This is a genomic window from Alkalicoccus chagannorensis DSM 18086 (assembly GCF_000429725.1).
Taxonomy (GTDB): Bacteria; Bacillota; Bacilli; order Bacillales; family Salisediminibacteriaceae; genus Alkalicoccus; species Alkalicoccus chagannorensis.
In genome coordinates this window covers 1-16508 of sequence record NZ_AUCK01000015.1, presented here as the reverse complement: position 1 = coordinate 16508, position 16508 = coordinate 1, and the positions used below count along the sequence as shown (strand labels likewise).

Annotated in this window: 12 protein-coding genes; 4 read left to right on the top strand and 8 right to left on the bottom strand. The window is 53.7% G+C overall.

Translation table 11 applies throughout. The features are described from left to right. Window positions 1–11 precede the first annotated feature (11 nt). The 4 genes from G477_RS0109490 to G477_RS19240 all read right to left on the bottom strand — a co-directional run bounded on the left by G477_RS0109490 (window position 12) and on the right by G477_RS19240 (window position 6653). Window positions 12–1520, bottom strand: coding sequence for an NAD(P)H-hydrate dehydratase (locus G477_RS0109490; protein WP_026697752.1), 1509 nt, complete (start codon window positions 1518–1520; stop codon window positions 12–14). Between the two features lie 670 nt (window positions 1521–2190). Next, window positions 2191–4341, bottom strand: a complete 2151-nt coding sequence (locus G477_RS19250) for an EAL domain-containing protein (protein ID WP_051287880.1) — start codon at window positions 4339–4341, stop codon at window positions 2191–2193. 205 nt (window positions 4342–4546) lie between these two features. Beyond that, entirely contained in the window at window positions 4547–5743 is a 1197-nt protein-coding gene (locus G477_RS19245; protein WP_051287878.1) for a YeeE/YedE family protein, read from the bottom strand. Between the two features lie 187 nt (window positions 5744–5930). Continuing rightward, window positions 5931–6653, bottom strand: a complete 723-nt coding sequence (locus G477_RS19240) for a class I SAM-dependent methyltransferase (RefSeq protein WP_051287876.1) — start codon at window positions 6651–6653, stop codon at window positions 5931–5933. A gap of 236 nt (window positions 6654–6889) precedes the next feature. Here G477_RS19240 and G477_RS0109465 point away from each other — a divergent pair, with 236 nt between their 5' ends. Beyond that, complete coding sequence (locus tag G477_RS0109465; RefSeq protein ID WP_026697751.1) at window positions 6890–8269, top strand: DUF2254 domain-containing protein; 1380 nt, start codon at window positions 6890–6892, stop codon at window positions 8267–8269. 4 nt (window positions 8270–8273) lie between these two features. Here the strand turns inward: G477_RS0109465 and G477_RS0109460 are convergent, their stop codons facing one another. From G477_RS0109460 to G477_RS0109440, 4 genes are all read right to left on the bottom strand, one after another. Continuing rightward, on the bottom strand, window positions 8274–8912 hold the full coding sequence (locus G477_RS0109460; protein WP_156897328.1) for a hypothetical protein: 639 nt from the start codon (window positions 8910–8912) through the stop codon (window positions 8274–8276). A 358-nt stretch (window positions 8913–9270) separates the two neighbouring features. After that, window positions 9271–9960, bottom strand: coding sequence for a uracil-DNA glycosylase (locus G477_RS19235; protein WP_051287874.1), 690 nt, complete (start codon window positions 9958–9960; stop codon window positions 9271–9273). Between the two features lie 20 nt (window positions 9961–9980). Then, window positions 9981–11630, bottom strand: coding sequence for an aspartate:alanine exchanger family transporter (locus G477_RS0109445; protein ID WP_245575466.1), 1650 nt, complete (start codon window positions 11628–11630; stop codon window positions 9981–9983). Window positions 11631–12081: 451 nt separating this feature from the next. Beyond that, window positions 12082–12264 (bottom strand): hypothetical protein, encoded by a 183-nt coding sequence (locus G477_RS0109440; protein WP_026697748.1) that lies wholly within the window; start codon window positions 12262–12264, stop codon window positions 12082–12084. 974 nt (window positions 12265–13238) lie between these two features. On the opposite strand from G477_RS0109440, the gene cudC reads away from it, so the two are divergent. From cudC to G477_RS19230, 3 genes are all read left to right on the top strand, one after another. Next, on the top strand, window positions 13239–13814 hold the full coding sequence (cudC, locus tag G477_RS0109430; RefSeq protein ID WP_026697747.1) for a choline uptake/conversion transcriptional regulator CudC: 576 nt from the start codon (window positions 13239–13241) through the stop codon (window positions 13812–13814). Between the two features lie 115 nt (window positions 13815–13929). Then, window positions 13930–14826: a glycine betaine ABC transporter substrate-binding protein gene (locus G477_RS0109425; RefSeq protein ID WP_051287872.1), complete on the top strand. Its 897-nt coding sequence runs from the start codon at window positions 13930–13932 to the stop codon at window positions 14824–14826. A 246-nt stretch (window positions 14827–15072) separates the two neighbouring features. Next, window positions 15073–16215 (top strand): glycerophosphodiester phosphodiesterase family protein, encoded by a 1143-nt coding sequence (locus tag G477_RS19230; RefSeq protein WP_026697745.1) that lies wholly within the window; start codon window positions 15073–15075, stop codon window positions 16213–16215. Window positions 16216–16508 lie beyond the last annotated feature (293 nt).

Sequence of the window (16508 nt, the reverse complement as noted above, 5' to 3'; positions counted from 1 at the left end):
CTTTGATGTGATTAGAAGTACTGAATCAAGTCGCCGGCTGTCACGGAGGCAGCTGTGTGTCTTGACGCTGAAGCCCGTTCGCCCGCCCGGCCATGGGCATAGACCGCCTGTACGACGGCCGCCTCGAGCGAGCTGCTCCCTGCTGCAAATCCGGCTGTGATACCAGCGAGCACATCTCCTGCACCCCCGGTGGCCATGCCGTGATTCCCAGATGTATTGACGTACATGCGTCCTTCCGGCACCGCAGTAACGGTGCGTGCTCCTTTCAGTACTACGACGGCACCCGTAGAATCGGCCAGCTGGGATGCAGCTGCATACCGGTCCCGCTGCACTGCTTCGATCGAGAGGCCGAGAAGCCGCGCCATTTCTCCAGGATGCGGGGTGAGGACGAGGTTTCTCCGACCGGAAAGCGATGGCATCTCCGCTGCGATATTCAAGGCGTCGGCATCGAGTACCAGCACCTGGCCGGTCTGTTCCATCACCTGCTGCAGCCAGTCCGTATCTCCTCTCCACCGGCCGAGTCCCGGACCAATCAGAAGGACGTCCTTCCCTTCCGCATGCGAAAGAAAATCATGTACCTTCGTATCACCCCAGCTGCCACCGCCGTCATCCGGCAGGAGAGCCGTCATCACCTCCGGCATACGGGACCCGGCTGCAGTGAACACCTGCTCCGGCATCGCCCAGGTGACCAATCCCGCACCAGCTCGAAGCGAAGCGGCAGCGCAGAGCTGGCCTGCACCAGCCATCGCTCTCGTACCGGCTGCCACCAGGACATGTCCATACGTCCCCTTATGACCGGCCGCTTCTCTCGGAGGATGTGTGCTGCCAAACGTGCGCTGCAGCATCTTTTCGTCCACCCTCCGGACGGCTGGGGAAAAGGCTTCTGTCACTTTCTCCGGAATGCCGATCGAGCAGACCATCACTTCCCCAGCAGCGGCGGCGCCGGGATACTGCTCGAGGCCTCGTTTGGAAGCACCGAGCGCCATGGTCCAGTCAGCCTGGACATTCGGTTCCGACAGCTCTCCCGTATCGGCATCCACGCCTGCAGGCAGATCCATGGCTGCCGTAGGAAGGCCGGCTGTTTTCCATTCGCGGATCAGCGAAGCATACGGTTCTCTCGGCGGTCCGGAAGCTCCGGTCCCGAGCAGGGCTTCGATGACAGCATCCCCTTGATTCCACGGAATTTCTTCCTCTCCGTAAACCATTGAAGGCACGTCCAGCGCTGCTGCGATATCCCGCTGGACTGCCGCCTCGCCTTCAAACGAATCCGGAGAAACAGCATAGACGAGCAGCGCTTCCCGTCCCAAATCCATCAAATGGCGGGCCGCGGCAGCCCCGTCACCGCCGTTGTTCCCTTTCCCTGCGAGAATGATCCATCTCCCTGCGCCGGGTGCTGCCTGCACTGCTGCTTCTGCAGCGTGTCTCGCTGCATTTTCCATGAGTACCAGCGAGGGAATCCCGATGGTCTCGATCGCATACGTTTCCATACGCTGCATTTCCTGTCGTGTTACGGCATACATCGCGCCACCTCCTGGTTCCTCCTGACATAGTATCTTTCCATTACCCTTTCCGCTGAACATTTACACTCTGCCGGAGCGCCCTGCGGGTCGGAGTAAGCGTCAAAGAAGCCGCCCCCGTCAGTCGAAGCACCTTTTCCAGTACGAAGCATCAGAGGAATCTTGGATAAGCAGCTTGTCTTGTAGTGAGGAAGACCAGAAGTCCTGGTCGAGGACCAAAGGAGCCGATGCTGTTTCCTCTGAGACTCGACGTCCTGCCAAGAAGCAGCCTTTTTCTCCGAACCTGTTGAGGTTGGAACAACCGTATGCCACGCTGAATAAAAGCGCAAAACGCCTTTGGGTCGGAATGGTGTGCATCGTCGCTGCAGGCTTTTCAAGGGAAGAACTGGTTCTTCGTTCTTCCCGCGCAGCGTACGATGCCGCCGTCTCCTTGTATGAGAACTTATGATTTCTTAAACTAGAACAAAAGCACGGAGCACCTTTTTATCGGGACGCCGCGCGCTCCGCCAGCGCTGTCATCTCAGGATCTTTTCCTCCTTCGACCATACAGAAGCCGCCTCCATCGTCAGATGGAGGCGGCTTCTGATAGATCAACACTGTTCTCACCCTTCTGCCCGCCGCAGCTGGCGAAGGTGTAGAAAGAAAGCAATCCACGTACATCTGCTTCAGGAAGTCACTGCTGAGGGCGTTTCTGGAGAGCATGGTTCAATTCGGCCATCACCCAGTAGGTGAACTCTTCCAGCTGAAGGAGATCCTCGCTGCTGAACGATCTCGGCTTCACATCCATGAGGCAGAGCGTTCCGAGAATATGCCCGCTGTCGGTATACAGCGGCACACTGGCATAAAACTGAAAGCCGCTTTGGACCAACAAATGATCCTTGTACATGGGATCTTTTTCTGCATGCTGCAGTACGAGCGATTTTCCAGACTCGATGACGCGGGTGCACATCGTCTTTTCGCGTGGAATAGGGGCTTCGATGTCCTCGTGACGCAGTCCGACGGCGGACTTGATATACTGCCGGGAATGAGACATGAAGCCTATGAACGCCACCGGCACATCAAACGTCTGTGACACGACTCTTGTAATTCGGTCATACGCCTTGGAGAAATCCGTCTGGAGCACACCAAGCTTCTGCAGTTCCTCATTCCGCTGCCGCTCCGTCTCCAGCAGAATATCGGCAACCATGTCACCGTATGCCGGTTTTTCCCACACCCCTGGAATTTTTTCTGTTCCCTCCCGGATCGCTTCCGGAAGTTCGTCCAGCGGCATCGGACGGCTCAAATAAAATCCCTGCAGGTACTCACAGCCGAGATCCGTCAGAAGCTCCATCTGACCGATGGTTTCCACTCCCTCCGCCGTGACACTCAGCCCGAGCTTGGATGCGAGCGTCATCATGAACGTGACGATCTGATATTCTTTTGGATTCACGGATTCGTCGATATCCTGGATGAACGACTTATCAATTTTGATGCCGTCGAGGGAGAAATTCTTCAGATAGTTCAACGAAGAATAGCTCACACCGAAGTCATCAATAACGACACGAAAGCCTAACCGACGCAGATAATCGACCATCTCCCGGCCGCTTTTCATATCTTCTACCAGCATCTGCTCGGTAATTTCGAGCTCAAACATCGACGGGCTTAAGCCGTACTTTTCAACCGGAGCAGCGATCACTCTGTTCACTGCCTCTTTTTTCAGCAGCTTGGCAGATAAATTCACTGCTGTAATGCTTCCGGCAAAAATATCAGGCCGGGCGTCGATATCCCTGCACACCTGCTCCATGACGTTGTGGGTTAATTTTTCGATCAGCGGCGACCGTTCCGCGATCGGAATAAAGACGCCGGGAGACACTTGACCGAATTCCTCGGAATGCCAGCGGGCCAGTGCTTCCACTCCGGCGGCGCCGTCAAGTGCACTGAACTTGGGCTGGTATACCACCGAAACGTCGTCCCGTTCCACCGCTTCGATGAGTTCTATCTCCATTTTCATTTGATGCATTTTCTTTTGGGCGGTCCCCTTCTTTTCATGCAAGCTCAGCGTACCCGGCCCTTCCTGCTTGGCTTCCACCATCGCGGAAGAGGCATTCACAATCAGAGAGCCGGCATACTCGCTCCCGCCGCTGATTCCAACACAGGCGCTGAAGTTGAGGCGCATGCCGGATGCTTCTGCTGTCATCGACGCAACTGCCTCCATGATACGTTCAGCGGCGGTACGTGCTTCCACTGTATCGGCGTTCTTTAAGACAGCGACAAATTCATCCCCGTCGACCCGTCCGAACATCGCATCCTCGGGCAGCAGCTCTTTAATACGGCCGGCGCACTCGCGGAGCAGATCATTTCCCTTATCAATGCCGAGGAGCTCATTCACCAGCTTGAACCTGTCCACATTCATGTAAAGCACCTGCACCTGGATGCCGTCGCGGCTTTCCAGCAGGTTCTGCAGCTCTTCTTTGATCCAGACGAGGTTCGGCAGCTGCGTCAAGAAATCAATTTTCGTGACAGAGTGCAGCATGCCGTGAAGCATCTCTTCCTTGAGTTCATTCGTAATGGCAATGACACTGCCGATCCTGCCTTCGTCATCTTCAATTGGCAGCAGCACGGAAGAGACATACTGGTGGTCCGATCCGTCCGGAAGCCTGTCCGAGTAAAAAATAGGCTCTCCCCGTTCCACAGCCTGATCGTACTGTATGTGCAGCTTGTCACCTACGTCCGCAGGGTAGATATCACGAATGGCTTTGCCGTGATAATCCACCGGGAGCGATCCCAGTCGGCGCGCTTCTTCCGTTACCTGCACATATTCGTATCCTGTATCTGTCACTTTCATTAAAAATACAGCCTTATAAAGTTGATGAAAAAAATCATACAGATATCTTGGGTCAACTTTCCAACTGCGAGTTTTCATTGGAGCTCCTTTCCGGCAGGCATCACCTGCTCGGGACAAATACATGTTCTGGTTAGACTATCGCCTTATACTTACAATAGTATAGCACGAGAACAAGTAAGAAAAAATAACTATTCGGTTGTGCGCATTAATTTGGACGGAGGTAGGAAATACGGCTTCCGATTTTATAAGCCGTCCATACACCCAGCACCGCCATCACCGTCCAGATCCAGGCATGCAGACTCATCGAGGCAAGGCCGCTGAAATACGCACCGACGTTGGCGCCGTGGGAAATCGCTGCTCCGTACCCCATTAGCAGGCCGCCCGCCAGAGAGACAAACATCATCGGTATTTGTATTTTATAAAAGCGGATCAGGCCGGCGAGCGCCATCGTAATCACCACCCCGGTCAAAATCCCCAGATTCAATACGCTCGTCTCATCGGCAAACACCGAGTGCATCAGCACCTGCTGGGGCTGCTCCTCCTCCCAGTATCTCCATTCAATCGGGTTTCCCCCGAAAAACTGAAACAAGTGGGACCCCCACGTAATAAACGCAGCCGTCAGCTTCCACGGACTTCCCATCACGAGAAGGACGAGAGCATTTAAAAAAGCAAAAACCGTGGCCCCTACCCAGATCGGCCACGTATAGAAAAGAATTTCCGTCCAGCCGGTTCCCCGCGGCAGGGGAGGAAGTGCCGGCGGTCGTTTCTTTTTATGGTACCAGTACGTTCCAAAGGCAGCAGCAGCAAACAACGAGACGTGCAGCAGCCAGGCACCCGGATAGCCGAGCGGCGTATCTTCCGCTATCGATAACGGCGCGTGGTGTGGAAGCGTCATGTTCCAGAATGGGAAATGCCAGGCACCGATGACGGCTCCCGTCATGAAGCCACCTACGGTAAACAGCAGGGCTGTTCTACCGCCGCGCAGTGTTTTCATGGCAGAAAAAGAAAAGTTGCTGCCGATATTCATGCCGAATCCGAATAAAAAAGCACCGAAAACCAGCCCGAAACTGAGTACACCTTCTGCCCCTTCGGGCCTTTCATCAAAGAATGCCGTGCCGGTTCCCAGTATGAGCGCAAAGAGCGTCACCGTGATGATCAGCTTCTGCATATGCCCGCGCAGCATTTCCGTGTTGCCTTCTTCAAATAATTTCGTATACACGGCGGAAAAGCCATACCTTGTATGGAAGAGGGTGAACCCAAGAGCGAAACCGATCAAGTACAGCAAAAAAAACTGCAGTCCGCCTTCAAGCCATGCAAAGACGCCTGCAGGAACAGCAGCCGCCAGGAACACGGCTGTCCAGATATACTGCGGTGAATCTTCTCGATATTCTCCTTCTGCCATCGTGATCCTCCTCTCTTCATCCGTGAGCAAAGCTCCCAGGGATACAGTCCGAATCATACTCCAGTAAATACCTATTCCCGAAAGAATCGGCTCTTAACCTTCCTGCCACCGCTTGAAAACAAACGAAGAAGAAAGTCCCGTCCCTTTTCATAGAAAGGACGGGACGATTCATGTGTGTCTGCGATGGTTATACCGAGTCCGGCGCAGATTCTTTCGTACTGCTGACATGAAGGAAACGACCGCGGGCTGTCTCCACCTCTACCTCTGTGAGTCCACTGAATCCAGCTTCGTGCAGCCAATCCGCCCATTTTGCTCGTGGAAACAGGCCGAGAATATGTGTTTCCTGCTCTACCTTCCTGCTTCCGTGAAGGCGGATGACGTAAAAATAAAGTGCTTCAAACTGATTCTCATGAAGGCGGTAATGTTCTTCAAATACAGTAACATCCAATGGATCTCCGGCAGCGTGACTCGAAAAACGTCGGTTCTCATACGTCTCTTCCGGATAAATACGCAGGAGCAGCCGTCCGCCATCCTTCAAATGCCGGCGGCAGTTCCGCAGCAGCTTCCGGATGTCTTCCACTGTCGTCATATACTGCAGAGCATCAGGGATGACGACGGCATCAAAAACTTCTTCCAGTTGGATCGAGCGCATATCGCCCTGCATGTAGCGGAGCTCCGGATTGCGTTTTTTAGCTTCCTGTAGCATCCCGCGGCTCAAATCGACGCCGGTGATCGTCACCTGCTGTTTCCAATGGGCGTCCCAGCATCCAGCTCCACATCCGAAGTGCAGGATGCTGCCTCCCTCTGCCTCCAGTTCCCGGAGCACGTCTTCCGCCTCTTTCCTGCAGGAAGCAAGTGGCTGCAGGAGGGGTTCGATCCACGCCAGCTCTTCATAGGACTTCCACATCATTATCGACCTCCTTCTGCTTTTTCTTTCCTATTCCCCTCCCGCCCTCGTCGCATGCACGTTCCCTGCCTCTTCTTCCAGCGGAAAGGGAAGCAGCCTTGCACTCTTTCGTGCATAACATTAGCAGAACAGGTGTATAACCTGTGCACGTATTCCTGCTGATCCTGTCAATCTGCAGTTTAACGACAGCACCGCAGAGGGAAGCAAGAAGAAGAATCTTTACGAACGGAGGAGCATACGTGAAAAACTACTTACCTGAATCCGTAGCAAAATACTTCAATATGTCGAGAAGAGAAAGAAAGCACGAGATGCAGTCTGCCCTCTGGTATATGCCCGCGCTGTATATCAGCATAGCCATCACACTTGCGGCCGTCTCGCTCTATCTGGACCTCGGCAGAAACGCAGAGCAGTATGCTCCGGACGTCCTCCGCATACACGCCGATACAACCCAGATGCTTGTCAGCACGCTCATCGGTGGTATTCTGACACTCAGCGCATTTACGCTGAACTCGCTGCTCGTCTTCCTGACGACGTTCAGCGGCCAGTTCTCTCCCCGGATGCTGCTGAATTTCATCGCCGACAAAAAAACGCAGCACGCGCTCGGTATTTTTAACGGAAGCTTCGTCTACGTTCTCCTCGTCTTTCTTTTCATTGGCAGCACCGAGATCGACTCTTTCTCCGTTGTGCCGATGACGACGATTTTCCTTGCTTTCTTCACATCGGTAACCTTCATCTATTTCATTAACCACGCGAGTACCTGGATGCAGGTTTACAATATCACCGATACGATGAAAACCAACTCAGAAGAAATGATGAAAGATACGCTCAGTAATGAACTCGAAGTATACCGGAGAAAAGATGCCGGTGATCTGAAAGATGAATTTTTCGAAAGCTCCCGGCACCTCTACTCCCGAAAATCAGGGTACATTCAGCTGATAAATTACCGGGAAATGATTGAAGCGGCCAGAAAAACCGACATCGTCATCGAATTTCATTTCGGCATGGGAGACTGGGTGCTGGACGGCAACCAGCTGCTCAGCATTCGAGGGAAAAAAGTCGAGGAGATCGATGTCGAGAAGTTTCATGACATGATCCGCGTCGGTCATAAGGAAATAGAAATCCAGGACCTCCGGATGGGGATGCACAAACTAGCCGAAGTGGCGATCAAGTCTCTCGGGAACAGCGATCCAAAAACAGCCGTCAACGCGCTTCATCAGATGAGCGGCCTCATGATGGAGGTGGTGACCAATGTCACCTTCACCCCATATCTGGCAGATGAAAATGGAGAAACGAGATTGATCGTCCAGGCTGATTCGTTTGAATCCTATCTATACGAAGGCTACGGCTTTATCCGGCACTACTGCGCAGACGATCATCTCATTCTCGCAGAAATGGCGAAATCGTTCCGGACCATGGCGGAAACCCTCGGAGAAGACAAAGCCCAGATTCTATGGGAGTTTGCCGAAGATTCGCTGGAATGCCTCGATAAAAGCCGCATCTTCCATCTGGACCGGAAGAACCTCGTTCAGTCCTACCGCCACTTGGCGAGGGCTACCGGCAATGAGACGATGTTTGCTGAACTGGAAAAAGAACTGATACCGGCCTCTCCCCAGGCTTGATGGGCTAATCCGGGAGGTCGGCATCCCCGGGTTCAAGCTCTGCGTGCAGCAGAAATGCAGCCGGATAGTCTTCGAGCTGCTCGTCTTCCGCTCCGCTGCACCGAAGGACCTCCGGGTCGACAGCCAGCTGCTGCGAATCGGAATAAACCCACGCCTGCAAGCAGACACCTTCTGTCAGGTCAGCCTCTTCCTCTGCGTTCCATGACAAGGAGCCGCTGGCCGACAGCTCTTCGGGCAGCTCCTCCGATTCGATCAAGTGTCTGGCGGAAGTGGACTGTGTCTCATCCCCTATGTATAAGTCAAACACCATCCGCCCGTCTTCTTCCCTTTTTGAACCGAATACGGTGCCTTCACCCGCAGTACCCGAACCAAGCGAGCCCGGATGCTCCTGCAGCTCTCCGTACTCGTAATGCTTAACGGAAAGCGTCAATTCCCCTTCTTCGGTTGAAAAGGAAGCTGCTCCCCAGTCGCCGCCTACCGTGTTCATGATCGAAGCAGCCGTTTCGGTTTCCGGTTCCCACTTCTCCAGGCTGCTGTCTCCGAACGTACATCCTGCCCCTGCGAATAACATCACCGCTGATACCAGCTTCTTCATGACGTTCATCCCCCCTGTGCTTCTTTCCTTCTTCATCCATTTTTTCACAGGAAGCACCTCTTGTCGACCCCCTTCTCCCTGCATCTGGAACAGGGGAAAACGGTCCTGCTGCCAGCAGCATTCGGCTGGTCGTATCGGTCTGGACCACGCCGATGCCGCGAAACAAAAGCGCAAAGCTACTTTTGGTCGGACCGGCGTGTACCGCCGATTTTGAAGGGAAGAACAGGTTCTTCGCGCTTCCCGAGCAGCGCAGGAAGCCGCCGTCACAATGTATGAAAACTTATACATTCCTACATTTAAAAATGAAGGGCGGGCTTTGAAGTTCTATCTGTCGGCAGTCAGGGGGCCAGTGGGTTGCCGAGCAGTGGAATCAATACGATGATGACGATGATGATCCCTGCTGTGATCAATCCGATTTTCTGCTTGAGTGGCATGGTGGTTCTCCTTTCTGCCGGCCAGTTGTCTGCTGCAGGACGTGGGCGATCTGCTGCCAGTCTGCATGGACCTTCTCTCGAACTGAAGGATTATAGAACACCGATGCAGGATGGAAGGTCGGCAGGAGCTTGTACGTCCGCGCTGTCCACGCGAACCCGGTTCCGTCCCAGTAAAGCACCGGCCCTTCGTAGAGTCGTCCATGCTGCTCTGAGATGGTGTGATGCTTCCCGATCAGCCGCTGCAGGCCGACATTCCCGAGGGTGACGAGCAGCGGGGCTGTCGTCTGCTCCAATTCCACATCCAACAGTGGAGCGTGCAGGGCAATCTCTTTTTTCGTCGGCGGACGATTGTATTTCCTTAAGGTGGTGGTTCCGTCCCGGTTGTTCCGTCTCCCCCAGCGGTACGGGCGGCTGCGGACGGCACTGGTAATATACATCTCTTCACGGGACAGGCCGGCCTCTTCCAACGAAGCGGTCAGCTCTTTGCCAGCTCGTCCCGTGAAGGGCAGGCCGCTGTGGACTTCGGTTTCTCCGGGCGCTTCGCCGATCAGCATCAGCTTCGGTTCTGCCGGTCCTCTTCCGTAGACAAACCCTTCCAGCGCGGCATGCTGGGACTGACCGCGGATTTGCTCCGCGAGGGATTCCGGTATGAGTGTTTCCATGACATCTCCTCTCTTCCGTTCTACATCAACACGACGAGCAGCTGCGACACGACGGCAACAATAATCAGGGCAAATGGATAAGCCGCCGCATAGGCGATCGAGGCATCCTCCCGGCTTACCATCTGATTCAGCACGCCCAGCCCCGGTGTGCTTGTCATACCTCCACAGAGCGAACCGAGCGAGTGCATGACGCTGAGACGGAAAAGAAAACGTGCGACAAGAAAGCCGACAGCAAGCGGCACCAAGGTCATAACCGCTCCCGCTCCGATCAGCCAGAGACCTTCTTCCGTTAACACTTCCACGAGTCCCTCTCCTGCCGTCGTCCCGGCTCCCGCGAGAAACAACGCCAGACCGAGGTCCCGGATCACCGTGTTCGAAGGCTGGAAAAACCGCGCGCGTATCGGACCGAGCCGGCCGAAATGTCCGATCAGCAGAGCTGCCAGCAGCGGGCCTCCTGCTACGCCGAGGGTGATCGATCCAAGTCCCGGGATGGTGACAGGAATCATACCGGCAGTAACTCCGATGAGCAGAATGAGGCTCAAAGAGAACAGGTGAATATTCGTCGTCTGCAGATTTTTTCGCTGAAATAGTTTCTTCACCTCGTCAATACGGTCTTCGCTGCTGACGACGGTGAGGACATCCCCCTGCTCGAGGCGCCAGCCGGGCCGCTGGTTGTACTCGATGCCGCCGCGTTCAATCCTCGTGACGGTAACACCATACTTCCCGCGCAGTGCGAGTTCACTCAAGCTTTTCCCGACCATGTCCTCCGCTCCGACAGTGATCTGCTGCAGCTGGACGTGGTCCTGGTTTTCCATCGGATCGGTCACTTCAAAACCGAGCTGATCCCGGATTTCCTCCAGGTCTTCTTTCTTCCCGACCGTGACGAGGTGGTCCCCTTTTAGAATAACGGTATCGCTGAGACTGATGATATTACGCGTTCCGCGGATCACGCGGCTGACGACAGCGGAAGTACCTCTCCCTACCTGCAGTTCTTTGAGCGTGCGTTTATGCGCATCTTCATCATCCACCTCGATGGTCATCACGTCCGGGGCATCCTCGCTTCTGACCGGCCCCGTCTTGTCATCGAGCTCCTGTTCCATATTGATACGAAACAGCCGGGGATACAACTGCACAAACAACACGACAGCCAGCACGCCGAAAGGGTACGCGATGCCATAGCCGACAGACGCCGCCGCCTCACCTGATGCTTCCAGCGCCGCGGCGAGTCCCGGGGTACTGGTCAATGCTCCGGCCATCAACCCGACACTGAGAGCTGGATCCAGCTCCATGAAACTACCGATAAGCAGCGCCGTTCCTGCCGCTGCTGCAATGGTAACGACAGCAACAAGGCCGTACACCACTCCCGACGTCCGCATCATGCGGAAAAACTTCGGACCGGCCTGCAGTCCGACAGCAACAATAAACAAACTCAGCCCGAGGTCCTGAACCGTGTCAGAAACCTGGAACCCCGCATGTCCGAACGCCATCGCGACAAACAGCACCGCACTCATGCCGAGGCTGATCCCCTTAATATGGGCTTTCCCAAGCATAGAACCTAAAAATAAAATGAGGAACAGCAGGACGAGTGGTTCCTCCAGCAGCTCCAGCAGCACCTCCTCCATCGGCGGCTCTCCTCCTCTGTCCCAGGGACGGTCTTCTTCTGCATTCATACCCCGTTTCCCCACGCAGTATGCTGCTTTTACTGAACAAAAGCGCAAAGCGCCTTTTGGTCGGAACGGCGTGCATCGTCGCTGCAGGCTTTTCAAGGGAAGAACAGGTTCTACGTTCTTCCCGAGCAGCGTACGATGCCGCCGTCCCCTTGTATGAAAAGTTATACATTCCTATCCTGGAACAAAAACACGCAGCGTCTTTTGGTCGGAACGGCGTGCATCGTCGCTGCAGGCTTTTCAAGGGAAGAACAGGTTCTACGTTCTTCCCGCGCAGCGCATGGAGCCGCCGTCACACTGTATGAAAATTATACATTCCTATCATGGAACAAAAGCGCGGAGAGCCCTCTGATTTGAAAAGTCCGCGGGCCTCAACGAGAAGAGCAGACCTCCAGGTACATCCAAAAGGAGCACCATCACAGCATGGTCCTCCGCCCCTTTACTGGCAGGACGTTCAGGAATCGCTGCTTTTCTGTTCGATCTTATAAAGGTGGATCGCGTAAGCCAGCGCCAACAGTGCAGCGCCGATTTGAATTAGAATGGACCGCTCCGTCAACGGCACAGCTCCCATCAATGGAAGCAGGAGTGCCGTGACGAGCAGGACGACCGCCAGCATCATAAGGTGTTTCGCTTTCATATGTATCCCTCCCCCTCCCATTCTATCAGACTACTGCTTCTCACACAGGTGTGCGGCGTTTATCCTCCGGAGGAGACGGGTACATATAAAGACTTATTCTATCGCTCTGTCCATGTTTCTTGTTGATCAGGGAGAACCTCCGCCGCAGCTCCTCATACCTGCCGTAGAGGACATTTCCAGCCTCCTCGGACGCACGGCGGTCTCTTGCGGTATGCTTCTTCCGCAGGCGTCCGCCTGCTTTCGCTTCGTGACGTTGCCGCGATCAATAGCGCAAAGCGCCTTTTGATCGGAACGGCGGCTGTGACATCTTATGCTTTCCTGCAAAGCAAAAGAAACAGGAGCCGAAGGCTTTTCCCCTTCAATATTTGACGGAAAACAGAGCTGATTCTTTTAAAGGAGGGTGACTGACATGGAATGGCTGTTTTTAATTATCCCACTGGCACTCACCGCCGTGGTTCTGCAGAGCCGCAACATGGCGGCCGAAGCCGAACTCGAAAACAAGCACCGCTCTACGTGACAACCTGTGCACAAGCTGCCGGCATTCCCTCCCACTCACAGCAAGCCACGTGGTCGGAGCGGCATGCCGGGCAGAACCTCAAGCAGCTCTCGACGGGCAGGCCAGCGATTTCCTCCTGCCCTCGGGACATATAGACACGGAATCCCACCTGCCCGCACGATGTGCAGCATCGCTGCCGGTGCTGCCTGTCGGGAAGCGCCCCCCCCCCCCCCCCGTTTCCTGCATCACAAACACGTCCCCCTCATAAAAAGACTAAATAATTCCTTTTATTTGAAATATCATCCAAATACCTTCTTCACGAAGCCGTTCTTTTAAAAATTTTTTAATCGTTCTATCCCCTATCAGGAGCGGAGTTTGGGCGGTTCCTTCCCATTCAAGGGTTTACAAATGCTCAAATATCAGTATCATTAAAAACGTTAAATATTTTCTTAACAAACCGGAAGGGAGGTTCACGTTATTGGCCGAATTTGGTGATGACCAGGCGAAAGCGTCGATCAGCAATGCTAAAGATCTCGTCATTGACTCCCTTGCCGAAACAATGGACCTGTACGGGGTTACCCGCAGCGCAGGCACGTTGTACGGCACGATGTATTTCGAAGGTGACATGACGCTCGATGAAATGCGGGACGAGCTGGGTATGAGCAAACCGAGCATGTCCACCGGCGTCAAGAAGCTGCAGGATTTCAACGTCGTCAAAAAGACCTTCCGACGCGGACAGCGCAAACACACGTATGTGGCAGAGCGTGATTTCTTCAAATTCTTCTCGAACTTCTTCAGCCATAAGTGGGACAGAGAAGCTGTACTGAACATGGAGGCAATTGAGCAGTCGCAGAAACAGCTCCACTCCATCATGGAAACAGCGACCCTCAGCGAAGAAGTACGGCAGGAAGCAGAAGAAGTCTACGACATCCTGGAGCAGTCCAAGCCTTACTACTATTGGCTGCAGCGATTGTCCGATATGGTCAAAACCGGAGAGATTTTCGACTTGGTTCCTTTCCACCCTCCGGAAGACGACGAGAATGAACAAAACTGAAGCTTTAGAACCTGTGTGTTCAGCACCCGGATCCAGCTGTTCTGGGCCCAGGTGTGCTTTCCATAGAATATTCAATATTGGCAATTTTCCAAATTATTTCAAGGGGGATTTTATTATGAAAAAAGCACTTCTTAACACGAAAACCATCGCAGCACTGACGGGGTCTGCCCTGCTGTTGTCTGCCTGCGGCGGGAACGAAGAGGAAGCCGATGCCGATTACGATCCAGAAGGCGAAGAAATCGAGCTCACCTACGTCGCCTGGGAATCGGAGCTTGCGTCTACCAATGTCATCGGACAAGTACTTGAAGAAGCTGGGTACGAAGTAGAACTTACCGTACTTGAACAGTCTCCAATGTGGGTCAGTGTCGCGAACGGAGATGCTGATGGCTTTGTTGGTGCCTGGCTCCCTTCCGATATGGAAGCAGAGTATGAAGAGTACGGCGACGACGTAGTCGACCTGGGTGCTAACCTCGAAGGAAACCGTACGGGACTGGCTGTACCGGACTACATGGATATCACGAGCATCGATGAACTCGATTCCGACGTGGTAGATGAAATCATCGGGATCGATGCTGGTGCCGGCATCATGCTCTCCACGGAAGAAGTTGTAGAAACATACGACTTGGATATCGACGTTTCTCCAAGTTCCGACGCTGCCATGGTCGGCGCACTGGACGGGGCTTACCAGAACGAAGAGAATGTCGTTGTGACGGCATGGGAGCCGCACTGGAAGTTCAACGCGTATGACATCCGTTTCCTCGAAGATCCAGAAGGTGTCTACGCAGAATCAGAAGAAATCCGGACGATGGTACGCGAAGGTCTGGAAGAAGACCACCCTGTCGCGTTTGAGATTCTCGACAACTTCTACTGGGAATCCGATGACATGAACGAAGTCATGCTCGATGTTGCTGAAAATGATGTTGAAATTGAAGATGCTGCCGCAGACTGGATTGAGGAAAACCGTGACATGGTTGAAGAATGGCTTGAAACAGAAGCCGGAGAAGAAGAGTAAACCATCTCATGAAGGAAGCGGCCATTACGATACAAGCCTGAGACAAAAGCGCAAAGCGCCTTTTGGTCGGAATGGCGTGCGGAAGCGCTGCAAGCTTTTTGAGGGAAGAAAACGTTTTTGTTTCTTCCAGTGCAGCGCATGAAGCCGCATTCCCCTGTATGAGAACGTATACTTTCTTAAACAGGGACAAAAGCGCAGGACGCTCTCCATCACAGCACGATAAAGAGAAAAAAAGGAGCGATTCACATGAAAAAAGCAAGCCTGATGTCTACCATTTTTATCGCCGGGATCCTGACCGCCTGCGGAGACAACAACGCCGCAGAGGAAAACATGAACGACAACGGCGGTGCCGATAATGAAACGAACGTAGAAACCGAGAACAACGACGACAATAACAACAACGAGAACCTTGATGAGAATGACGAAGAGCAGAACAACGATAACGAGGACGACATGAACGACGAGAACATGAACAATGAAGCGAATCATGACAACAACAATGACGGTACCAACGACAGCAGCGAAGACGACGCGGAAGATACGTCAGCGGAAGGAACGGACAATGAAGCGAAAATCATTGCCCACCGCGGCGCGAGCGGACACGCACCGGAGGCGACCAGCTTTGCCATCGATCAGGCGATCGACATGGGCGCTGACTGGATCGAGCTTGATATTCAGAAAACAGCGGACGATGAGCTCGTAGCTTTCCATGACGACGAAATCGACCGCACGACAGATGGCGAAGGCGAAATCGGCGACCACACACTGGAAGAGCTGAAAGAACTGGACGCCGGTTCCTGGTTCAACGAAGAAAATCCAGACGACGCGGATGAAGCGTATGAAGGAGCAGAGATTCTTTCCCTCGAAGAGATTTTTGAAGAGTACGGAGAAGACGTCAACTACTACATTGAAACCAAATCCACGTACCTGAACGAGGATATGGAAGAGCCGATGGTCAACATGGTCGAGGAATTCGGCTACGAGGATAACGTGATCATCCAGTCCTTCCATCAGGACAGCCTGCAGGAAATCTCCGAACTTAACAGCGACATCCCTCTTGTCCAGCTGCTCTGGTGGGAAGTAGATGAAGAGACTGGCGAGATGGAAGAATGGCTCGATGTAACGCCGGCACCGGATGACATGACCGAGGAAGACTTTGACGCTATCGCCGATTATGCAGACGGCATCGGTCCTCATCTGGAGTATTATGACGGTACAGAAGTCATCGATGAAGATTTCGTTCAGACTATGAGAGACCACGACTTCATGGTGCACATCTACACGATTAATGAAGAAGACGACATGCACCGCCTAATGGACTGGGGCGTGACCGGACTCTTTACAGACTATCCTGACCGCATGCAGGACGTGCTCGACGAACGGTCTTAAGGAAACAGTTCTTAAACTGCGGATGGCAACGCGGCACGGCTGAAGCGGGTCGGTCCGCTGTATATTGGAGACGCTCTACTTCGGGAAGCGGGCGGCCTGGAACTACGGCCGTGCCGCTTCCCGATTTTTTGAGCCACCTTGGTTTTTTTGAGCCGGTGCGCAACGGATTTGGGCCGCTTCATGTTCGGTTGGGGACACTTTGGACTTCTGTCAAGAAAGTGGAGTCTTTTTTGAGCAAAGTGAGCCATGATGTTCTTCCGTCTTTCTGATATTTTCAAGGTCAACCCCGCGGC